Source organism: Candidatus Pseudomonas phytovorans, from assembly GCA_029202525.1.
In the GTDB taxonomy this organism is placed as follows: Bacteria; Pseudomonadota; Gammaproteobacteria; order Pseudomonadales; family Pseudomonadaceae; genus Aquipseudomonas; species Aquipseudomonas phytovorans.
Genome location: CP119325.1, coordinates 876,610 through 899,465, shown reverse-complemented (window position 1 = coordinate 899,465; position 22,856 = coordinate 876,610). Strand labels below are relative to the sequence as shown.

Genomic DNA, 22,856 nt, shown 5'->3' with positions numbered 1-22,856 from the left:
CATGAACCAGGATAAGCACACCGCTGGCCCAATTATCGAATGGTTGGCCCAGACCCTCGACCAGGACTACCAGTACCGCCAGGACACCCTTAGCCTGACCGCCAACGAGAACTATCCCAGCGAACTGGTACGCCTGACCTCCGGCAGCACCGCCGGGGCGTTCTACCACTGCTCCTTCCCCTTCCCGGTACCGCTAGGAGAGTGGCACTTCCCCGAGCCCGGGCAGATGAACGAGATTGCCGACGACCTGCGTGGCCTGGCCCGACGCATGCTCGGGGCGCAGGCCTTCGACTGGCGGCCCAACGGCGGATCTCCCGCCGAGCAGGCGCTGATGCTGGCAGCCTGCAAGCCAGGCGAAGGTTTCGTCCACTTCGCTCATCGCGACGGTGGCCACTTCGCACTTGAGCAGCTGGCGAGCAAGATGGGTATCGAGATCTTCCACTTGCCGGTCAACCCGCGCAGCCTGCTGGTCGATGTCGCCAGGCTTGATGAGATGGTGCGCCGTAACCCGCACATCCGCATCGTCATCCTCGACCAATCTTTCAAACTGCGCTGGCAACCGCTGGCTGAGATTCGCGCCGTGCTGCCCGAATCCTGCACGTTGACCTACGACATGAGCCACGACGGCGGCCTGATCCTGGGCGGCGTATTCGACTCGCCGCTGGCCTGCGGTGCTGACGTCGTGCATGGCAATACCCACAAGACAATCCCTGGGCCGCAAAAGGGCTATATCGCCTTCAAATCCGCACAGCACCCGCTGCTGGTCGACACCTCGATGTGGGTCTGCCCGCACTTGCAGAGCAACTGCCACGCCGAACTGCTGCCATCGATGTGGGCGGCCTTCAAGGAAATGGAAGTATTTGGCATGGACTACGCCCAACAGATGGTGAAAAACGCCAAGGCCTTGGCTCACCAACTGCACGACCTGGGCCTGGAGGTTTCTGGCGAGTCGTTCGGTTTCACCGAAACCCATCAAGTGCATTTTACCGTTGGCACCCTGCAACAAGCGCTGGCCATGTGCGTCGACAGCCTGCATGCCGGCGGCATCCGCTCGACCAACATCGAAATCCCTGGCAAACCAGGTGTTCACGGCATCCGCCTGGGCGTGCAGGCCATGACCCGTCGCGGTATGCGTGGGGACGATTTCCGTCAAGTGGCCGGGCTCGTGGCCGACCTTTACTTCAAGCGCACCGAGCCTGCGCGCGTTGCCACCAGGGTCAAGGAGCTGCTGGCTGGCTTCCCGCTGTCGCCACTGGCGTATTCCTTCGACGGACAGATCGACGAGGCGCGTCGCCATCTGATCGAGCGAGGGATCCAGCGATGAACGTACTGACCCGGCTTTTCACCGCGTCCAGGGAAATGACCCTGGGGCAGCTCGTGGGCCATGTGCTGGTAGAAAGCCAGATCAGCGACCTGTTTTGCATTCCTGGTGACTTCACCATGCAACTGTCGCGGGAGATGCTGGGTACACCCGGCCTCACTCTGCGCACCATGTCCCACGAGTACAGCACCACCCTTACCGCCCTGGGCTATGCCCTCGGTGGTCAGGCACCCGGCGCCGTGTGTTTCACCTATGGCGTGGGGGCGCTCAATGCCATCAACGGCATTGCCCAGGCTTACGTAGAGCGCCTGCCGCTGGTGGTGATATCCGGCTCGCCCGGGCACAAGGAACGCCAAGGCTCGATGTTTGCTCACCACACTATCGTCGACCATGGCACCCAGTTACGCATGATGAAGGAAGTCACGGTGCACCAGGCGTGCATTGAGGACCCGCATCAAGCCCAGGACCAGTTGCGCGAGGCCATTGCCATCGCCCTGCATGAGTCGCGACCGGTGTATGTCGAAATACCCCGCGACCTGTTCCTGCAGAAAGTGCGCCATACCCCACGGCGCGCACCGCTTGGGCGCCAACCGGCACTGTTCGACCAGCACGCATTGAGTGCTGCCGAGCAGGCGCTGAAGCTGCTCGACCAGGCCCGTCAGCCAGTACTGGTGCCTGGCCTCGACGTCAAGCGCGGGCACCTTGGTGCCGAAGCCCTGGCACTGTGCGAGAAGCTCGGCCTGCCCTGGGTCGAAACACCCATGTCGCGGGGCGGCATGCCCACCGCGCATGCCAACTACCGGGGCATCTATGCCGGACCGGCATCACCATCGCGTCTCACCCAGACGCTGGTCGACAACTGTGACGTGCTGATGCTTCTTGGGGAACCCAACTCGGACGTCAACATGGGTATCGCCAGCCAGATTGCCGGTGGCCGGCTGATCCACGCCAATGACGGCGTGGTGATGGTAGGCCGGCAGCGCTATGAACTGAGCACAGAAGCCTTCCTGCGCGCGCTGCTTGGCCTTGCCCCTTCGGCACGCCGGCATGGCCAGGCCCTGGTGCCACTGGAAGCGAGCCAGGCCGCCTTCATCCAGCCGTGCGCGTCAGAACAGCTGCTCGCTGCGGACTCACCCCTGACCCCCTACGAAATCATCGACGAACTGAACCGGGTGTTCGGCGCGCATCCCGACCTTGACCTGATTGCCGACTGCGGTGACGCCTTCTTCATGTCGCTGGGCATGTTCCCGCGCGATGTGCTGGCCTCATCGCTGTACATGAGCATGGGCCTGGCCGTACCGGGAGCCATTGGCTACCAATTGGCAAGCGGCAAGCGCCCGCTGGTGCTGGTGGGCGATGGCGCATTCCACATGACCGGCAACGAGCTGATGCATGCCGCCCGTTTCGGGACCAGTCCCATTGTCGTGATCCTCAACAACCGGCGCTGGACCTCGCTGTCAGGCAAGCCCCAGGACCGTCCACTGACCGAACAGCCAGACCTGGAGTTCATCGACATCGCACGTTTCCACAAAGTGCAGGGGTTCACCGCACACACGTCGGAGCAACTGCGCGAACAGCTTGCCGAAGCCTTGGCGATAGACCGTCCGGTACTGATCGATGCACGGGTTGCCCCCGATGCCCGCTCGTATCTCTGCGAGCGTTTCTTCGATGCAGTGCAGAAACAGCAGCACCTGCCCAAGGCCTGAGCAACCGTGCCCCCACACAATGGAGTCGTTTGAAATGGAAGCCGTCACCCCACTCCCGCTCACTGCCGCCCAGCATGCAATCTGGCTAGGACAGCAGCTGGCCAGCGACAGCGCCGCATACAACATTGCCAGCCTGCTGCACTTCGATGGCCGCGTGGACCCGCAGCGCTTGGCGGCCGCCCTGAACCAGGCAATGAGTGAGAGCACCTGCCTGCGCGCCCGCTTCTACGAGACGCAAGGGGTGGTGCAGCAACAGATCCTCGCCCCGTCGCAATACCCAGTCGCCGAACACGCCTTTGTCAGCGAAAGCCTGGCCCGCCAATGGATGGCCAGCGACCTGGCGACGCCTGTCGACCTCGGGCAGGGGCCACTGCTGCAAGCAAACCTGGTGCGTATCGGCGAACAGGCCGATTGCCTGTACGTGAAAAGCCACCATATCGCCCTTGACGGTGTTGGCCTTGGCCTGTTCCTCAAGCGCTGGGCAGCGCTTTACAGCGAGCAGGTCGACCACCGCGGCACCGCAGTGCCATTGGGTGGGTTCCACAGAGTGCTGGAAGCAGAAAGGGCTTACCAGTCCGCGCCCGACTTTGCGCGTGACCGCGCTTACTGGCAGCAGCAGATAGACAGCAGCCTGACAGTGGCCAGCCTCAATCCACAGGTAAAACTGCCCACCAGGCAGGCACTTCTGCACCGCAGCCAGTTGACCGAAGACGCATTCCAGCGTTTGCGCCAGTGCGCCAGCCAGTCGCAGAACCATTGGCTGCAGGTGCTTATTGGTGCCTTCGCCGCCTTCATCGGCCGCAGCACCGGCCAGCGAGACGTGGTCATTGGTATTCCGATGATGAACCGCCTGAGCACGCAGGCGCACGACGTACCCTGCACCTTGGCCAACGTATTGCCGTTGCAGCTGCGAATCGACCCGTGGACGCGTGTTGGTGAGCTTGTAGCAGACACCGTCAAGGCCCTGGCCGGCATGCGCGAGCATCAGCGCTACCGGGCAGAGGACATCCGCCGTGACTGCAACTTGCTGGGTGAAGGGCGACGCCTCACTGGCCCCCAGATCAATATCGACATCTACTCACCTGCGCTGGCCTTCGGCACGCTTGCCAGTGAAGTCGAAGTACTTAGCGCTGGCGCTGCCGACGACCTGTCACTGCTGGTACAGCCGATACCGGGCCAGGGGCTGCGCGTATGCGGCATGGCCAACCCCGAGCTGTACGAGCCTGAGGCGTTGCGTACCCACGTGGAGCGTTTCGTCGAATTCATCGAAGCATTCGTCAGCGATACCGAGCGCCCGCTCGGCCAACTGGCAGCATATTCACAGCCGGCCTGCCCGCCACTGGCACCCGCCAGCCTAGGCCAGGCGACGCTGCTGGACGGTTTCGCCCACTGGGTTAACAACACGCCGCATGCCATCGCACTTTCCCTGGATGAGCGCGCGCTGAGCTATCAGGACCTTGACCGCCAGGCCAACCGCCTGGCGCATCTGATCAAAGCCAACCTGGCCCCACGTACCCCTTCACCGCAGCGCACCATCGCACTGTTGCTGGAACGCTCCGTGGAAACCGTGGTGGCCATCCTGGCCGTGCTCAAGTGCGGTGCGGCCTACGTGCCACTGGACCCCGATGCACCGCAAGAACGCCTGGCCGGCATTCTTGAAGAATGTGCCGCCGACTACCTGTTGTGCTGCCAAGCCACCGCAGAAAAAGCCAGTGCCCTGCTCCCTGACAGCCAACCCTTGAACATCGACGCCCAAGCCACGCGCCAGGCGTTGCAACAGGCCGCAGAACACGCGCCGGGCGTTGGCCCGCAGCCCCAGGACAGGGCCTATGTCATCTACACTTCAGGGTCCACCGGCAAACCCAAGGGCGTATGCATCAGCCACCATAACGTGGTGCGGCTGTTCACTACTACCCATGCCTGGTTCGACTACCGCAACAGCGACGTCTGGACCGGCTGCCACGCCTACATGTTCGATGCCTCGGTCTGGGAGATGTGGGGTGCGCTGCTGCATGGTGGGCGCCTGGTGATCGTGCCGGTGGCCACTACCCGTGACCCCCATGCCTTGCTGGAACTGGTAGTGCGTGAGCAGGTTACCGTGTTCGGCCAGATTCCCTCGGCGTTCTACCGCTTCATGGAAGCCGAAGCCGACCACCCCGAACTGGTCGCACGCATGAAGCTGCGCTACCAGTGTTTCGGTGGCGAGCCCCTCGACCTGGGCCGGCTGGCCCCATGGTTCGAACTGCCGCGCCCGGCCAACCCGCAATTGCTCAACCTGTACGGCATCACCGAGACCACCATCAACACCTGTCACCGCTTCATCACTCACGAGCAGGTGCTGGCCAATGTCGGCAGCCTGATTGGCCGCCCGTACGCTGACATGGACATCCTGGTCCTGGACGATGCCCTGCAGCCAGTGCCCGAGGGCGCACAAGGCGAAATGTATGTCCGTGGCGAAGGCCTGGCCCAAGGCTATCTGGCCCGCCCCGAACTGGATGCCACGCGTTTCGTTGCGGACCCTTTCGGCGCGCCGGGCCAGCGCATGTACCGCAGCGGCGACGTGGCGATTCGCCTGGCCGACGGTGAGCTCGAATACATCGGCCGCGCCGACCAGCAGGTCAAGTTGCGGGGTTACCGCATTGAACTGGGTGAAATCGAAAGCTGCCTGCGCGCCCACGCATCGGTCTCCAATGCCGTGGCCCTGGTGGTCAGCGACCGCGCCAACGACCCACGGCTGATCGCCCACGTGGTGCCGGCGCCGGGCTACTCGACAGGCGACGTGGACAGCGAAGCACTGCGCGAGCACGTGCGCGAGCACCTGCCGGCCTACATGGTGCCGGCAGCGATCGGCGTGCAACAGGCATTTGCCATCACCGCCAACGGCAAGCTGGATCGCCGTGCCTTGCCGGCCATCGAGGCGGATTGCACGCGGCACCTGGAGCCACCACGGGACAGCCTTGACGAGCAGGTACTGGCCCACTGGTCGTCGCATCTGGACCAGCCGCGCATCAGCTTGGACGACGATTTCTTCGGCATCGGCGGCGACTCGATCAAGGCCATCGGCCTGTGCCGCGACATGGGCCTGCCGGTACTGCAACTGTTCGAGCAACCTACCCCCCGCAGTTGCGCCGACTACCTGCGCCACAACGGCACGAACGCCGCCGAAAACAGCTGGACCCAGGCCATGGGTGCGAGCGCACGCGCCGACCGGGCCACCTTGCTGCTGGTGCCGTTCGCGGGTGGCAACATATTTGCCTATCGGCAGTTGGTGGAGCAGTTGGGCACCTCGTTCAACTACCTGTGCGTTCGCCTGCCGGGCCACGATGTGGTGCAGGCCGACGAACCATTCGCAGACAACGCCACCATCGCCGCCGGTGTGGTCGGCGAAGTGCTGGCCAAGGTACAGGGGCCGTTGCTGGTCTACGGCCACTGTGCCGGCAACGCGCTGGCACTGGAAATCAGCCGGCGCCTGGAACAGGCCGGCGCTGACCTGCGCGGATTGACCATCGGCGGCATGCTGCTCGACCTGCAACCTGAAGCGATCGAGCAACAGGTAGCGCAGCGCTCGGGCGAGCAGATCATTGGCTTCCTGCAAGAGCTGGGTGGTTTCAAGGAAGTGCCAGACGCTCAAAGCCTGGCAGCCATTGCTCGAATGACCAAACACGATGCCGGGCAAACCGCCGCATTCTTCAGCAGCGAGGCCAGGCAACGCGGCACGCTGCGAGCCCCCATCCATGTCGTCGTCGGCAGTGCCGACCCCCTGACGCCTGATTACACCCGCCGTTACCTCGACTGGCAGGCCTACAGCGCGACTGTGTCCCTGGACGTGATCGAAGGTGGCGGCCACTACTTTGTCAGCGAACAGCCGCAGGCGCTGGCCCACGTGTTGTTGCGTCACAACGCGGCACTGGCCAAGCCCCAGTCTCGACGCGCGCAGCCCGTGCTGCGCGACTTCCACAACCCGTTCGATGCCGCTCATGGCCACTTCCTGCTGCTGCGCAACGGTGCCTTGCAACCTTCGCTGTGGCCCAGCTTCAGCCCGGTGCCACACGGCTGGCAAGTAGCGTTCGGCCCGGCTACGCGCCAGCACTGCCTGGACCACCTGCACAACCACTTACAGCCTGAGCCGCTCCAGCTGCCTGACCTGCATGCGCCCTACTGGCCCGAGCGCTTCGAACGCTACTACCGCCAACAAGGTGCCTGGACCGGTGAAACCCTCGATGCCTGCATTGCCCGACATGCCCGGCTGAACCCCAGGCAGGTAGCCGTGGTGGACGGCGAACGCCGGCTTACCTACGCCGAACTGCACAGCCGTTGCAACCAGCTGGCCGACGGGTTCACCCGGCTGGGGCTACGCCAGGGTGATCGCATGGTGGTGCAGCTGCCCAACGTGCTGGAATTCATCGAGACCACCTTTGCCCTGTTCCGCATGGGTGTGGTCCCGGTGTTCGCCCTGCCCACCGACCGGCGTAACGAGATCTGCCACATTGTCCAGGCCAGCAAGGCCGTGGCGTACCTGATCAAGGACCGCGCCGTGGGCTTCGACTACCGGGACATTGCCCGCGAGCTGCAAACCCTGCCCAGTGCGTTGCGTCACGTAATCGTCCTGGGGGACGCCGCAGAGTTCATACCCTACGCCAGCCTGTATGGCCAGGACCTGCCAGTAGCGCCCGTCGATAGCCGCACACCGGCGCTGATCACGCTGTCCGGTGGCAGCACCGCCATGCCCAAACTGATCCTGCGCCGGCATGACGATTATCTCTACAGCATCCGTGTCAGCGCCGAAATCTGTCAGTTGAGCCCGCAAAGCGTGTACTTGTGCGTGCTGCCGGCAGGCCACAACTTCACCCTCAGTTCACCCGGTTTCATCGGCACTCTGCTGGCGGGTGGCCGCGTGGTGATGCAGGCCGACCCCAGCGGCTCGGCCTGCTTCGCCAGCATCGCCCGCGAAGCAGTGACATTCACCGCCCTGGTGCCGAGCCTGGCGCAAGCCTGGCTGCACGCGCCGCGCCAGCACGACTTGGGCAGCCTGCGCTTCCTGCAGGTGGGCGGCGCGCGTCTGAGCGACGAGATTGCAGCACGCTTGACCCACAGCTTCGGGTTCACCTTGCAACAGGTGTATGGCATGTCCGAAGGGCTGGTCTGCTACACGGGTCTGGCCGGTGACCTCGACCAGTTGCTACACACCCAGGGGCGGCCGATGAGCCCGCTGGACGAAATCCTGGTGGTTGATGATGACGACCAACCGGTCGCCATCGGGCAACCAGGGCACTTACTGGTGCGTGGGCCATACACCATTCGTGGCTACCTGGACGCACCTCAGCAGAACGCCCGCGCCTTTACTGCCGACGGTTTCTATCGCACGGGTGATGTGGTGTGCCTGCGCGAAGACGGCTACCTGGTCGTCACTGGCCGGCACAAGGACCAGGTCAATCGCGGCGGCGAAAAAATAGCCGCCGAGGAAATCGAGGGCCACTTGCTGGCCCACCCCGGGGTGCTGGAAGCAGCAGTGATCGGCATACCCGACCCTCACTTGGGCGAGCGCGCGTGCGCCGTGCTGGTCGCCGCCCCCGGCCCAGGCTGCGACACCGAGTCACTGAAGGCCCACCTACAGGCACGCGGCGTTGCAGCACAGCGCATCCCTGACCAGTTCCAGTGGCTGTCCAGTCTGCCCAAGACCACCTTGGGCAAGACCGACAAGAAGGTACTGCGCCAACAATTCGCGGCGTGACCCGCCCTTTACGCTTTCAAGGACCTACCGATGGCAATTCCACAGATCCAGCATTACCCGATCCCCAGCCACGTCACGCTGAACCGGCCAGCCCTGCCCTGGACGCCTGCGCCCGAGCGGGCGGCGCTGCTGATTCATGACATGCAGAACCATTTTCTCAAGCCCTATGCCTCGCAGGCGTTCGTCGAAGGCCTGGTCCAGCGCATCCAGTCACTGCGCGTGGCATGCCATGCCCTCGGCATCCCCGTGTACTACACCGCCCAGCCCGGTGACCAGCAGGCCGAATCACGGGGGCTGTTGTGCGACTTCTGGGGCCCGGGGCTGGCCGAGGACGGTGTCAGCCCTGGCATCGTCGCAGGCCTGGCGCCCGACCCTCAGCGTGACGTGGTGCTGGTCAAGCACCGCTACAGTGCCTTCGCCCGCTCCGACTTTCTCGAACGGCTGCAGGTGGCTGGACGCGACCAGTTGATCATCTGCGGGGTCTACGCCCATATCGGCTGCCTGACCACCGCCACCGAAGCCTTCATGGCCGACATCCAGCCATTCGTGGTGGCCGATGCCCTAGGTGACTTTTCCCTGGAGCGCCACCAACTGGCTCTGGAGCACATGGCGCACTGTTCGAGCGTTGTGCTGTCGAGCCGGCAACTGCTCGACGCCCTCGCCCTGGTACAGGTGGCCCATGACCTGCCTGGCGATGTTGCGCGCTGCCTGGCGCTGCCCGTGGAACAGGTGGTGGCGGTGGACGATCCGGTGCAACTGGGCCTGGATTCGGTACGCCTCTTGATGCTGTTTGAACAATGGCAACAGGCAGGGCTGCCGGTGACGTTCCTGGAACTGCTTGAGCGCCGCAGCATTCGTGCCTGGGTGCAACTGATTGACCTGCGCCTGCAGGCCCAGCCCGCAGGAGAGGCGGCATGAAGCGCTTCATCGGCAAATCGGTCCTGATAACCGGTGCGGCGCGCGGCATTGGTGCCGCACTGGCCGAGCGCCTGCTGGCCGAAGGCGCCACGGTGATTGCCCTGGACTGCGACAGCTCCGGCCTTGAGGCGCTCGCCGAACGCCTGCGCTCGGACAACGTCAAGCTGCATGCCGCCGACATCACCGACCGGGAGCAGATTACAAGCCTGGTCGAGCGCATCGACGAACACTATCCGCTCGACGGCCTGGTCAACGCCGCCGGCGTCATGGAATCGGCTCCCTTCGAGCAGCTGTCCGCGCAAGCCTGGCTGCGGCTGTTCGAGATAAACGTGCACGGTACCTTCCATGTGTCCCAGGCTGTGGCCCGCTGCATGCTGGCGAGGCGCCGGGGTGCAATCGTCAGTGTTGCATCCAATGCCGCCACAACGCCGCGGGTAAACCTGAGCGGTTACTGCGCCTCGAAAGCCGCTGTGGCCATGCTCACCCGCTGCATGGGACTGGAGCTTGGCCAACAGGGGGTGCGCTGCAATGTGGTATCACCGGGCTCCACCCGTACTCCGATGCTGCACCAACTGGCCGGCGACGATGAAAGCCTGGACCGGCGCATGGTCCAGGGCGACCTTGGCCTGCATCGCATCGGCATTCCGCTTGGCAAGATCGCAGAACCTCAGGACATCGCCGCCGGCATCGCTTTCCTGCTCTCGGATGATGCCAACCACATCACCCTGCAGAACCTGGTCATGGACGGCGGCGCCACCTTTGGCTGAGTGCCCATCATGGATATTGCGAGGCAGACGGCAATGAACATCAATATTTCGCCCCTTTCCAGCGCCACGCCCAACAGCAACCCATTGTGCCAACTGCTGGGCAAAGTACTGAGTGGTGAAGGCTTCATCCAGTGGATCGAGCTGCCAGCCGACGCACCTGTTGATCGCCAGGCACTCGACATGACCAACCAACGCCTGCGTCGCTACCTGCAATGGATGATCGGCGGCCCGGTGTTGACGATTTTGCATGCCACCGCGCACCAAGCCCGCGACCTGTGCGGCATCAGCGATAGCTACCTGGCCGTGGACACCGCAGCGCCGCCTGGCTCGGCAGGCCAGCTGAGCCTGCTCGATAACCAGCTCCAACCCGCCTGGCCACAAACCTCGGCGCGGCCTATGGCATTGGCGGTGCACGGGCTGGAGCCGACACAAATTGCCCAACGGGTCGCTGACGCCAGGGCGGCGCAGGCCCATGCAACGGCGTTGCTGTTGAGCGATACCCCGCCGCAACACCCAGGCAGCCTGTGGCTGTTCGACCCCCGTGAAAACCTGCACAACCTACGCAGCGCAGCGCAGCCAGGCAGCCGCCCGCACGGACTGGTGCAGCGCTTGCGGGGTGCGGCCAGCAGCACGGGCATGCCACCTGCCCCTACGGATTTCGAACGGGGCCTGCAACTTTGCAGCCACCTGGCCCAGGCATTCAAGGAGCCATCTTGCGCATGATCAGCCACTTCGATTTTTCCCTCCCCACGCCTGCGCTAGGCGTACACGCCACCGGCACCGCGCTGCTCGCCGACTTGCGCCGTGCCTTTCCGGAGCTTGCCGGGCAGTTCAGTTGCGTGTTCAGCGAACATACCGACGGGCATGACCGTTCCGTGGTAGGCCTCGGCAGCCAATATCGCCTGTGCGTCACCCGTGACCCGCAGGCACTTCGTATCGACTGGCTCGACCAAGACCGGGTGCTGTGCCGTGACACCCTGCACATGGACAACGAACAGTCGTTTCACGAGCAGTTGTTCCAGGGCTTGGCCCACTTCTGGAAAACCCTGGCCGTCACCTCGCCAGTCTTGGCTGGCCTGCCCGGCAACGTACCCCTGCTGGGTGGCTGGCGCTGTGCCACGCACCCCGAGCGCCTGAACGAGCCGCTGATCATGACACTGCCGACTCTGTTCCTGTGGGTGGAGCCCGGCCGCATTTGCGGCGCAACCTTCGATGCCGACCTGTGCGCACAGGTGGAACGTGCCGTGGCGCAACTGGCACCCCGCACTTACCCGGCATTGCCTGCGGTCAGCGGCTGTGAGTTGATCCCGCCATGCACCGACTATGTCGACAACCTGCTCGACTTGCTCGACGAGATGGCTGTCAGCGCAGCAGACAAGGTAGTGATAGGCCGCGAAGTCCGTTTGCGCATGAGCGAGGCAGTAGACCCGTTGCAGCTGCTTGATCAGGTCGCACCCCGGCCCAACCCGCACTACGAGTACCTGTTCTGCTGGGACCAGGGGCCCGCCTGGATCGGTATTTCGCCGGAAACCCTGATTCGCACCGATGGCAGGAAAGTGGTCGTCGAACCTCTCGCCGGAACCCGGAAGGGCTCCAATGAAGCGTTCAAGCGCGACCGCTACCGCCAGGAATTGCTATCGGACAACAAAGAGCTGGAAGAGCACGAAACCGCCGCCCAGCTGTTTCTCGAACAACTCCAGCAAGTGTGCCAGCCGGGCTCACTGGACATGTGCGAATCCAGGAATGTCATCGACCTCGGCTACGTGCAGCACCTCAAAAGCCGCATAGAAGGCGAACTGGCGACCGGGGCCAACGTGTTCGACGCCCTGGCCGCCGTCTATCCACCGGCGACTATCTGGGGCAAGCCCCTGAATGTGAGCGGCGAACGTATCCGTCGCTTCGAGTACATCGACCGGGAGTTCTTCACCGGTGGCCTGGGCTACCTCACCCTGGAGGGCCGGTGCAACTTCGCCCTGGCCATCAGGACCGCCAAGGTGACAGCTGCGCATGTGCACATTTTTGCCGGCAGCGGCATCGTCAAAGCCAGCGACCCGTACCGCGAGTGGCTGGAGACCAGCAACAAGATGAAACCCTATCTGCAAAATGGCCCTTGGTCATATGAAGGGTGATAACGTTTCAGAGCCTTGCACAGGATCGCGCAAGGCTCTCAACACCGGCGCCTTCGCGCCAACGTCAAACTATATGGGCAACAAAAACATGATCTCTATCGCTCTACCGGATGGCAGTCGCAAGGAATTCCCGGAGCCGCTCAACGTCCAGCAACTGGCAATGTCCATCGGCAGTGGCCTGGCGGCCGCGACACTCGCGGCCAAGGTCGACGGGCGTCTGGTCGACGCCTCGCACATGCTGACGGGCAATAGCACGGTCGAGATCGTCACAAGCAAAAGCGAGGACGCCCTTGCCCTCGTCCGCCACTCCACCGCACACCTGATGGCACAAGCCGTGCAGCGCCTGTACCCAGGCACCCAGGTCACGATCGGTCCGGTGATCGACAACGGCTTCTACTACGACTTCGTGGCCGAACGCCCCTTCAACCTGGATGACCTGCCGCTGATCGAAGCCGAGATGCACCGCATCGTCGACAGTGGCCTGGCAATTAAACGCCGGGAGCTGCCGCGCGAGCAGGCCATCGACCTGTTCACCACCCTGGGCGAGTCGTACAAGGTGAAGATCATCGAGGACATCCCGGCCGGCGAAACCCTCTCGGTGTACCAACAAGGCGAGTTCACCGACTTGTGCCGCGGGCCTCACGTTCCCGATACCGGCAAGCTCGGGGCATTCAAGTTGATGAAGGTGGCCGGTGCCTACTGGCGCGGTGATTCCAGCAACGCCATGCTCAGCCGCATCTACGGCACCGCCTGGCTGAACGACAAGCAGCTCAAGGCCTACCTGTCGCAGCTGGAAGAAGCCGAGAAGCGCGACCACCGCAAGCTGGCCAAGCAGTACGACCTGTTCCATCAACAGGAAGAGGCGCCCGGCATGGTGTTCTGGCACCCCAAGGGCTGGGCAATCTGGCAGACGGTCGAGCAGTACATGCGCAAGGTGTACCGCGACAGCGGTTACCAGGAAGTGCGCTCTCCGCAGGTGGTGGACAGCTCACTGTGGCGCCGGTCGGGGCACTGGGACAACTACAAGGAGAACATGTTCGTCACCGAGTCGGAAAACCGTCAGTACGCGCTCAAGCCCATGAACTGCCCAGGCCACATCCAGATTTTCAAGTTCGGCTTGCGCAGCCACCGCGAGCTGCCGATCCGCTACGGCGAGTTCGGTGGTTGCCACCGCAACGAACCGTCGGGGGCCTTGCATGGCATCATGCGCGTGCGTGCCTTCACCCAGGACGATGGGCATATTTTCTGCACAGAACAGCAGATCGAAGCGGAAATCCGCACCTTCCACCAACAGGCACAGAAAGTTTACAAAGCCTTTGGTTTCGAGGAAGTAGCGGTGAAGCTCGCCCTGCGCCCTGAACCCGGCAAGCGCCTGGGCAGCGACGAAGTCTGGGACAAGGCCGAAAACCAGCTGCGCTCGGCGCTGACGGCTTGCGGAGTGAGCTGGGAAGAGCTACCTGGGGAAGGTGCCTTCTACAGCCCGAAGATCGAGTACCACCTGCGCGATGCCATCGGCCGTGAATGGCAGGTCGGCACCATCCAGGTCGACTACCACATGCCCGATCGTCTGGGTGCCGAGTACGTCGACGAACACTCGCAGCGCCGTCGCCCGGTCATGCTGCATCGGGCAATCGTCGGCTCGCTTGAGCGCTTCATCGGCATCCTGATCGAGCATCACGCCGGCGTCTTCCCAACCTGGCTGGCGCCGGTCCAGGCCGTGCTCCTGACCGTGACCGAGGCACAGAACGCGTATGCCGACCAGGTACGACAGCAATTGCACGATCGCGGGCTGCGGGTCGAGGCGGACCTGCGCAACGAGAAAATCGGCTACAAGATCCGCGAAAGCACGCTGCAACGTGTGCCGTATCTGCTGGTGATCGGTGACCGCGAGAAGGACAGCGGCACCCTTGCCGTTCGCAGCCGTGCCGGCGACGACCTCGGCACACTCAGCGTTGACGACTTTGTCGCCCTGCTGGCCAGGGACAGCCAGGTGAATTGACCCTGCCCGCCACGGGCTCAGGATGTACCGAGCCCGTGGCCAACCCAGGCATGACCTGCTCTGGAATGGACGCCGAACACAGGAGTTCGTGATGCTCAAAGCCCCACCCGATTAACGCAGCCAGCCCCTCGACACCCTCGCACTCCTTGCATCGCAGCCACGAACGCGCGGCTTGGCTGTGCCTGTTTCCCAGAACGACAACCAGGATGTCAGACATGAACACCATTGCCCCTTTGCGTTCGCCCCCCCATGTTTCGCCGGCCACAACCCTGGACGCCGTCTTCCAGACACTGCCCAGCGCCCAGACGCTGCGATCAGCCTTGCCACTGCACGAACAGCTGGCCCAACAGATTTGCCGGCACCGCCAGCAAGTTCGGGAGATCATCCATGGTCGCGACCCACGCCTGCTGGTGATAGTCGGCCCCTGCTCACTGCACCACGGCCAGGCCGCAGTAGAATATGGCGGCAGGCTGGCCGACCTTGCCGACGAGCTGCGTGACCGCCTGCTGATCGTCATGCGCGCCTACGTGGAAAAGCCACGTACCACCGTCGGCTGGAAAGGCCTGATGTACGACCCCGACCTCAATGGCAGCGACGATATGCAGGCCGGCCTGCAGCTGTCGAGGTCGCTGATGCTCGAACTGGCAGGGCTTGGCCTGCCACTGGCCAGTGAAATGCTTCAACCCATGGCCGCACACTACTTCAGTGACCTGCTGAGCTGGGTTGCAATCGGCGCCAGAACCTGCGAATCACAGATTCACCGCGAGCTGGTCAGCAGCCTCGACGTCCCCGCAGGGTTCAAGAACGGCACCGATGGCAGCCTGGGCGTCGCCTGCGACGCCATTTGTAGCGCCGCCCATCCGCACCGCTACTTCGGCATCGACCTGAATGGCCGCCCGGCGTTGATCAGCAGCGCCGGCAACAGCGATGGTCACCTGGTGTTGCGCGGTGGGCGCAACGGCCCCAATCACCACGCCGAAGCGGTTGCCCAGGCGCGCACCCAGCTGATGGCCGCCGGGGTTGCCCCGCGCCTGCTGGTGGATTGCAGCCATGCCAACAGTGGCAAGGACTATGCCCGTCAACCGCAGGTATTGGAGGATGTACTCGCACAGCGCAGTGCGGGCAATCGCGACCTGTTCGGCATCATGCTGGAGAGTAACCTCAACCCCGGCCGACAGGACCTGTCGATGCACTTGCGTTATGGCGTGTCCATCACCGACGGCTGCCTCGGCTGGGACGAGACCAGCGCGCTGTTACGCCGCGCTGCTGACCTGGCCTGAAGCCGGGGTCACCTTGAAGCCAGGTGCGGCGAGAAGCATCGGCCTTGAAAAGGCACCGATCCCGGTGCCTTTTTTTCATATGCAGAAACGCTTTACATGCTGCCAATTCATCAGGTTAGAATCGATTGGCACGCGACTTGCCAGTCCAAGTCTTCTTCCCTGCGCTATACCGGAGTACCTGCCTTTGGATGCAAGCACCATCAACAGCCTGTTCTTGATCGGCGCATTGCTGGTGGGCGCAAGTATCCTGGTCAGTTCGCTGTCGTCGCGCCTGGGCATCCCTATCCTGGTCATCATCCTGGCGGTCGGCATGATTGCCGGTGTCGATGGTGGCGGCATCATCTTCAACAACTACCCGACCGCCTACCTGGTGGGCAACCTGGCGTTGGCGGTGATCCTGCTGGACGGTGGCCTGCGCACGCGGGTGGCGAGCTTTCGCGTGGCACTGTGGCCGGCGCTTTCGCTGGCCACAGTAGGGGTAATGATCACCACCGCCCTCACCGGCCTGGTCGCGGCCTGGCTGTTCAACCTGAGTCTGATCCAGGGCCTGCTGATTGGCGCCATCGTCGGCTCTACCGACGCCGCAGCGGTGTTCTCGCTGCTGGGCGGCAAAGGCCTGAACGAGCGGGTTACCGCCACTCTGGAGATCGAGTCGGGCAGCAACGACCCGATGGCGGTGTTCCTCACAGTCACCCTGATCGACATGATCGCCAGCGGCCAGACCGGCCTGCACTGGAGCCTGCTTACCCACCTGCTGCGTGAGTTTGGTATCGGTGGCCTGCTGGGCCTGGGCGGTGGCTGGTTGATGCTGCAAATGGTAAACCGCATCAACCTGGCCGGCGGCCTGTACCCAATCCTGGTCGTGGCAGGCGGCCTGGCCGTATTCTCGCTGACCAACGCCCTGCATGGCAGCGGCTTCCTGGCCGTATACCTGTGCGGCCTGGTGCTGGGCAACAAGCCCATCCGCAGCCGCCACGGCATCTTGCACATGCTCGACGGCATGGCCTGGCTGGCGCAGATCGGCATGTTCCTGGTACTGGGGCTGCTGGTCACCCCCCACGATCTGCTGCCTATCGCCCTGCCCGCACTGGGCCTGGCGCTGTGGATGATCCTGGTGGCGCGCCCACTGTCTGTGGTCGCTGCGCTACTGCCGTTCAAAGCCTTCCATGGCCGCGAGAAGGGCTTTATCGCCTGGGTCGGCCTGCGCGGCGCGGTGCCGATCATTCTGGCGGTGTTCCCGCTGATGGCCGGCCTGCCGGACGCGCAGTTGTTCTTCAACCTGGCGTTCTTCATCGTGCTGGTGTCGCTGCTGGTGCAAGGCACCAGCCTGCCGTGGATGGCCAAATTGCTGAAAGTGACGGTACCGCCAGACCCGGCACCGATTTCCCGCTCCGCCCTGGAAGTGCACATCACCAGCGAGTGGGAAATGTTCGTCTACCGCCTGGGTGCGGAAAAATGGTGCATCGGCGCCGCCCTGCGCGAGCTGAAAATGCCCGAAGGCACACGGATTGCCGCCCTGTTCCGTGGCGAGCAGCTGCTGCACCCGTCGGGCAGCACCGTGCTTGAAGTGGGCGACATGCTTTGCGTGATCGGCCACGAGCACAACCTGCCGGCCCTGGGCAAATTGTTCAGCCAGGCGCCGCAGCGTGGCCTAGACCTGCGGTTCTTTGGCGACTTCGTGCTCGAAGGCGATGCCGAACTGGGTGCAGTGGCCGCACTTTATGGCCTGAAACTCGATGGCCTGGACGCGAAAATGCCGCTTGCGCAGTTCATCCGACAGAAGGTCGGAGGCGCTCCAGTAGTAGGTGACCAGGTCGATTGGCATGGCACGATCTGGACCGTGGCGACCATGGACGGGAACAAGATCCAGAAAGTAGGCGTCAGATTCCCCGAAGGAACGCGACCCGGACCAGGATTGTTCCTCTAAACTTCGTTTCTGCCGGATCCACAAGTAGTCTGCCTATGTCCCTGCGCGTGTACCTTCGCACAGCCCTGTTCGGGCTGTGCCTGTCCCTTTCCTTTGCCGCTACCGCCGCAGAGGCTCCGACCACCGCCAGCATCCAGAACAGCCTCGACAAGATCGCTGAGCGCAAGCTGCCTGAAGCCGACCAGAAGGCGCTGCAGCAGGTGCTCGAACAAACCTTGAGCCTGCTGGCCAGCAAGGAAGACAACGAGAAGAAGCTGGCCGCACTCAAGCAACAACTGACCAGCGCCCCGAAAGAAACCAGCGACAGCCAGAAAGAGCTCGCCAGGCTCAACGAAAGCAAGGCACAGCCCGTGGCCCAGCGCTACGCCACCCTCAGCGTGCCGCAGCTCGAGCAGATGCTCAGCGAACGCAACACCCAACAGGGTGAGCTGCAGAAGGCGTTGTCCGAAGCCAACAGCCTGATCATCAATTCGCAAACCCGCCCGGAGCGCGCACAAGCCGAGATCAGCAACAGCCAGGCACGCACCCAGCAGATCAACAACATCCTTAAAACCGGCAAGGACGGCGGTAAATCCATCAACGCCGACCAGCGCAACCAGCTGAACGCCGAGCTGGCCTCGCTCAATGCGCTGACCCTGCTGCGCCGCCAGGAACTGGCCGGCAACAGCCTGCTGCAAGACCTCGGTAACGCCCGCCACGACCTTTTGATCGAGCGCGCCGCGCGCCTGGAGCAGGAAATCCAGGACCTGCAGACCCTGATCAACGAAAAGCGTCTGGCCCAATCCCAGCAAGCCGTCACCCAGCAGTCGATCGAAGCACAAAAGGCGGGGGGCAGCAGCCTGCTGGCCAGCGAAAGTGCGGCCAACCTTAAGCTTTCCGACTACCTGCTCAAAAGCACTGACCGCCTCAACGAACTGACCCAGCAGAACCTGCGCACCAAGCAGCAACTCGACAGCCTGACACAGGCCGACCAGGCGCTGGACGAGCAAATCAGCGTACTCAAGGGCAGCCTGCTGCTGTCGAAGATTCTCTACAAGCAAAAGCAGGCCCTGCCACACCTGAAGCTCGACCGTGACCTGGCCGACCAGATTGCCGATATCCGCCTGTACCAGTTCGAGATCAACCAGCAGCGCGAGCAAATGAGCAGCCCGGTGACGTATGTCGACAAGCTGCTGGCCAACCAGCCGCAGGAAGACGTCACCCCCGCGTTACGCAAGGCACTGCTGGAAATCGCCATCACCCGAAGCGACCTGCTGGAACGCCTCAACCGCGAACTGTCGGCACTGCTCAACGAATCGATCACCCTGCAACTCAACCAGAAGCAACTGCTCGGCACTGCGCAGGGCCTGCGCACCACCCTTGATGAGCAGATGTTCTGGATCCCCAGCAACAAGCCGCTGGACTGGGACTGGTTGACGTTTGTACCGGAACGCTTTGCCAAACAGGTTGCAGACCTGCCCTGGGGCTCCGGCCTGAAAGAGCTGGCAGACGGCCTGAGCCAACGCCCTTTGCTGTTTCTGCCGCTGCTGCTGGTAATCGGCGCCCTGCTGTGGCGCCGCAAGTACCTGTATCAACGGCTGAGCAAGGTGCACCAGGATATCGGCCACTTCCGCCGTGACAGCCAGTGGCATACGCCCCAGGCGATCCTCATCAACATCCTCCTGGCAATGCCGGTGAGCCTGGGCCTGGCCCTGTGCAGCTATGCCCTGCAGATCGACGCCCGCGGGCAGAACGCCAACCTTGGCGCGGCGCTTTGGCAACTGGCCCAGGCCTGGCTGGTGTTCTACACCGCCTACCGTATCCTCGCCCCCGGCGGCGTGGCAGAAGTCCACTTCCGCTGGCACAAGCCACAGGTCGAATTCCTGCGAGGCTGGGTGCGCAGGCTGGGTAGCGTGGTGCTGGCACTGGTGGGCGTGGTAGCAGTGGCCGAGCACCAGCCTTCGGCGCTGGCCGACGACGTACTGGGCATCGGCGTGGTGCTGACCTGCTATGCACTGATGGCCTGGCTGCTCAGCCGCCTGCTGGCGAGCAGCCCGGCGCACCGCGACACCTCGCTGTTCCGCAGGGCCGTCGGGGTGGCGTTCACCGCCCTGCCCATCGCCTTGTTCGTGGCCGTGTGCTTCGGCTACTACTACACCGCACTCAAGCTCACCGACCGGCTGATCTACACCCTTTACCTGCTGATGTTCTGGCTGGTGATCGAGGCCGCCTTCGTGCGTGGCCTGTCGGTGGCCGCTCGGCGCCTGGCCTATCAGCGAGCCCTGAGCAAACGTGCAGCGGCCAAGGAAGGACTGGATGGCGAAGTCATCACCGAAGAGCCGACACTGGATATCGAGCAGGTCAACCAGCAGTCGCTGCGCCTGATCCGCCTGGCCTTGCTGGGCGGCTTCATTGCCGGCCTGTACTGGGTGTGGTCAGACCTGATCTCGGTGTTCTCCTACCTCAACAACTTCACGTTGTATGAATACACCAGCGGCACCGGCGCCGCCGCCAGCATGGTGCCGATCAGCCTGGGTGACCTGCTGGGCGCGCTGGTGATCGTCGGCATCACCTTTGCCCTGGCCGGCAACTTGCCGGGCTTGCTGGAAGTACTGGTGCTGTCACGCCTGAATCTGGCCCAAGGCAGTGCCTACGCCACCACCACACTGCTGTCGTACACCATCGTCGGGGTCGGCATCGTCAGCACCTTGTCGACCCTGGGTGTGAGCTGGGACAAGCTGCAATGGCTGGTGGCCGCGTTGTCGGTGGGCCTGGGCTTCGGCATGCAGGAAATCTTCGCCAACTTCATTTCCGGCATCATGATCCTGTTCGAACGACCGGTACGGATTGGCGACACCATTACCATCGGCAACCTGTCCGGTACGGTGAGCAAGATCCGCATCCGCGCCACTACCATCACCGACTTCGACCGCAAGGACATCATCGTCCCCAACAAGACCTTCATCACCGGCCAGTTGATCAACTGGTCGCTGACCGACACGGTCACCCGGGTAACCCTGAAGCTGGGCATCGACTACGGCTCCGACCTGGACCTGGTGCGCGACCTGCTGCTCAAGGGTGCGCATGAAAATCCGCGCGTGCTCAAGGACCCGGAGCCGATCGTATACTTCCTCAACTTCGGCGAAAGCTCGCTGGACCACGAGTTGCGCATGCACGTACGTGATCTGGGCGACCGTAACCCGACGCTGGACGAGATCAACCGCTACATCAACCGCGAGTTCAAGGCGCACAACATCAAGATCTCGGTACGCCAGGTCGAGGTGTTCCTGATGGATGCCAAAGGTGGCAAGCAACAGCTGATTTCCATGGATCAGCCGAAAACGGATGGCACTGCTTCAGCCTGAATAAGCCCGGATACTTTATTCTGTGCTGAAACCCGGCGAGGGCTCCGCCCTCGTTCGCGGGCTCGCCCGCTCCCACAGGGCCAGCGCTGACCCTGAGAGCGGCGCGATCCCTGTGGGAGCGGGCAAGCCCGCGAAGGGCCGCAAAGCGGCCCCAGTCAATCAAACTCTGGAGCCGGCCCGTGAAAGCCCTCGACCAACTCACCTTCGACAACCGCTTCGCCCGCCTGGGCGACGCGTTCTCCACCCAGGTGCTGCCCGAACCCATCGCAGACCCGCGCCTGGTGGTAGCAAGCGAGTCGGCCATGGCCCTGCTCGACCTCGACCCGGCCCAGGCCGAACAGCCGGTATTCGCCGAGTTGTTCAGCGGCCACAAGATGTGGGAAGAAGCCGACCCTCGGGCGATGGTTTATTCCGGCCACCAGTTCGGCTCGTACAACCCGCGCCTGGGTGATGGCCGTGGCCTGCTGCTGGCCGAGGTAGTCAACGATGCGGGCGACCACTGGGACCTGCACCTCAAGGGCGCTGGCCAGACCCCGTACTCACGCATGGGCGACGGCCGCGCCGTGTTGCGTTCGTCGATCCGCGAGTTCCTCGCCTCCGAAGCCCTGCACGCCTTGGGCATCCCCACCAGCCGGGCGCTGTGCGTGATCGGTTCCAGCACCGCGGTGTGGCGCGAAACCCGCGAAAGCGCTGCCATGCTCACGCGCCTGGCGCAGAGCCATGTGCGCTTCGGGCATTTCGAATATTTCTACTACACCAAACAGCCCGAACAGCAGCGGGTGCTGATCGACCATGTATTGCAGCAGCACTACCCCGAATGCTGTGACGCCGAACAACCGTACCTGGCCATGTTCCGCACCATCGTCGAGCGCAACGCCGAACTGATCGCCCGCTGGCAAGCCTATGGCTTCTGCCACGGCGTGATGAACACCGACAACATGTCGATCCTGGGCATCACCTTCGACTTCGGCCCATACGCCTTCCTCGATGACTTCGACGCCAACTTCATCTGCAACCACTCCGACGACCGTGGCCGCTACAGCTACGCCAACCAGGTGCCCATCGCCCACTGGAACCTCAGCGCACTGGCCCAGGCCCTGACCACGGTGATCGAGGTTGAGCCACTGAAAGAGGCACTGGGGCTGTTCCTGCCGCTGTACCAGGCCCACTACCTGGACCTGATGCGCCGGCGCCTGGGCCTGACCAGCGCCGAGGACGACGACATGGCACTGGTCGAGCGCCTGCTGCAGTGCATGCAGCGTGGTGGCGTGGACTACAACCTGTTCTTCCGAAAGCTGGGCGAACAACCGGTGGCCGAGGCGCTGCAGGTGGTACGCAACGACTTTATCGACCTGGCCGGTTTCGATGCATGGGGCACTGACTACCTGGCCCGCTGCGAGCGCGACGCAGGTAATGCCGAAGGGCGCCGTGAGCGCATGCATGCAGTGAACCCGCTGTACATACTGCGCAACTACCTGGCGCAGAAAGCAATCGAAGCGGCTGAAGCGGGGGATTACAGCGAGGTGCGGCAGCTGCATCAGGTACTGAGCAAGCCCTTCGAAGAGCAGCCTGGGATGCAGGCCTATGCCGAGCGCCCGCCGGAGTGGGGCAAGCACCTGGAAATCAGCTGTTCTTCCTGAATTGATGGTTGTTGTACTGGCCCCATCGCCGGCAAGCCAGCTCCCACAGGTACAGCGTCACACCTGAGCAATCGATAACCCTGTGGGAGCTGGC

12 protein-coding genes are annotated in these 22,856 nt (G+C 63.4%); all 12 read left to right on the top strand.

Going from position 1 to position 22,856, the window contains the following annotated elements:
* Position 1 precedes the first annotated feature (1 nt).
* Positions 2-1,324, top strand: a complete 1,323-nt coding sequence (locus P0Y58_03950; GenBank protein ID WEK31358.1) for a hypothetical protein — start codon at positions 2-4, stop codon at positions 1,322-1,324.
* Entirely contained in the window at positions 1,321-3,027 is a 1,707-nt protein-coding gene (locus P0Y58_03945; GenBank protein WEK31357.1) for a thiamine pyrophosphate-binding protein, read from the top strand. Before P0Y58_03950 ends, P0Y58_03945 begins: the two co-directional genes overlap by 4 nt.
* A gap of 34 nt (positions 3,028-3,061) precedes the next feature.
* The gene (locus P0Y58_03940; protein WEK31356.1) at positions 3,062-8,758 is read left to right on the top strand and encodes an amino acid adenylation domain-containing protein; all 5,697 of its coding nucleotides are present in this window, start codon (positions 3,062-3,064) and stop codon (positions 8,756-8,758) included.
* Between the two features lie 30 nt (positions 8,759-8,788).
* A complete protein-coding gene (locus P0Y58_03935; protein WEK31355.1) occupies positions 8,789-9,676 on the top strand; it encodes an isochorismatase family protein in 888 nt (295 codons plus the stop codon).
* Entirely contained in the window at positions 9,673-10,443 is a 771-nt protein-coding gene (locus P0Y58_03930) for a 2,3-dihydro-2,3-dihydroxybenzoate dehydrogenase (protein WEK31354.1), read from the top strand. Before P0Y58_03935 ends, P0Y58_03930 begins: the two co-directional genes overlap by 4 nt.
* Positions 10,444-10,476: 33 nt before the next feature.
* Complete coding sequence (locus tag P0Y58_03925; protein WEK31353.1) at positions 10,477-11,166, top strand: hypothetical protein; 690 nt, start codon at positions 10,477-10,479, stop codon at positions 11,164-11,166.
* Positions 11,163-12,572, top strand: coding sequence for a chorismate-binding protein (locus P0Y58_03920; protein WEK31352.1), 1,410 nt, complete (start codon positions 11,163-11,165; stop codon positions 12,570-12,572). Before P0Y58_03925 ends, P0Y58_03920 begins: the two co-directional genes overlap by 4 nt.
* 88 nt (positions 12,573-12,660) lie before the next feature.
* A complete protein-coding gene (gene thrS, locus P0Y58_03915; GenBank protein WEK31351.1) occupies positions 12,661-14,571 on the top strand; it encodes a threonine--tRNA ligase in 1,911 nt (636 codons plus the stop codon).
* 215 nt (positions 14,572-14,786) lie between these two features.
* Positions 14,787-15,851 (top strand): 3-deoxy-7-phosphoheptulonate synthase, encoded by a 1,065-nt coding sequence (locus P0Y58_03910; protein ID WEK31350.1) that lies wholly within the window; start codon positions 14,787-14,789, stop codon positions 15,849-15,851.
* Between the two features lie 184 nt (positions 15,852-16,035).
* The gene (locus P0Y58_03905; protein WEK31349.1) at positions 16,036-17,778 is read left to right on the top strand and encodes a potassium/proton antiporter; all 1,743 of its coding nucleotides are present in this window, start codon (positions 16,036-16,038) and stop codon (positions 17,776-17,778) included.
* A gap of 35 nt (positions 17,779-17,813) precedes the next feature.
* Positions 17,814-21,122 (top strand): mechanosensitive channel MscK, encoded by a 3,309-nt coding sequence (mscK, locus tag P0Y58_03900; GenBank protein ID WEK31348.1) that lies wholly within the window; start codon positions 17,814-17,816, stop codon positions 21,120-21,122.
* Positions 21,123-21,301: 179 nt separating this feature from the next.
* Complete coding sequence (locus P0Y58_03895) at positions 21,302-22,762, top strand: YdiU family protein (GenBank protein WEK31347.1); 1,461 nt, start codon at positions 21,302-21,304, stop codon at positions 22,760-22,762.
* Positions 22,763-22,856 lie beyond the last annotated feature (94 nt).

Coding starts and splice junctions, on each gene's coding strand:
- P0Y58_03950 (WEK31358.1), top strand. CDS start 2: ATGAACCAGGATAAGCACACCGCTGGCCCAATTATCGAATGGTTGGCC.
- P0Y58_03945 (WEK31357.1), top strand. CDS start 1,321: ATGAACGTACTGACCCGGCTTTTCACCGCGTCCAGGGAAATGACCCTG.
- P0Y58_03940 (WEK31356.1), top strand. CDS start 3,062: ATGGAAGCCGTCACCCCACTCCCGCTCACTGCCGCCCAGCATGCAATC.
- P0Y58_03935 (WEK31355.1), top strand. CDS start 8,789: ATGGCAATTCCACAGATCCAGCATTACCCGATCCCCAGCCACGTCACG.
- P0Y58_03930 (WEK31354.1), top strand. CDS start 9,673: ATGAAGCGCTTCATCGGCAAATCGGTCCTGATAACCGGTGCGGCGCGC.
- P0Y58_03925 (WEK31353.1), top strand. CDS start 10,477: ATGAACATCAATATTTCGCCCCTTTCCAGCGCCACGCCCAACAGCAAC.
- P0Y58_03920 (WEK31352.1), top strand. CDS start 11,163: ATGATCAGCCACTTCGATTTTTCCCTCCCCACGCCTGCGCTAGGCGTA.
- thrS (WEK31351.1), top strand. CDS start 12,661: ATGATCTCTATCGCTCTACCGGATGGCAGTCGCAAGGAATTCCCGGAG.
- P0Y58_03910 (WEK31350.1), top strand. CDS start 14,787: ATGAACACCATTGCCCCTTTGCGTTCGCCCCCCCATGTTTCGCCGGCC.
- mscK (WEK31348.1), top strand. CDS start 17,814: ATGTCCCTGCGCGTGTACCTTCGCACAGCCCTGTTCGGGCTGTGCCTG.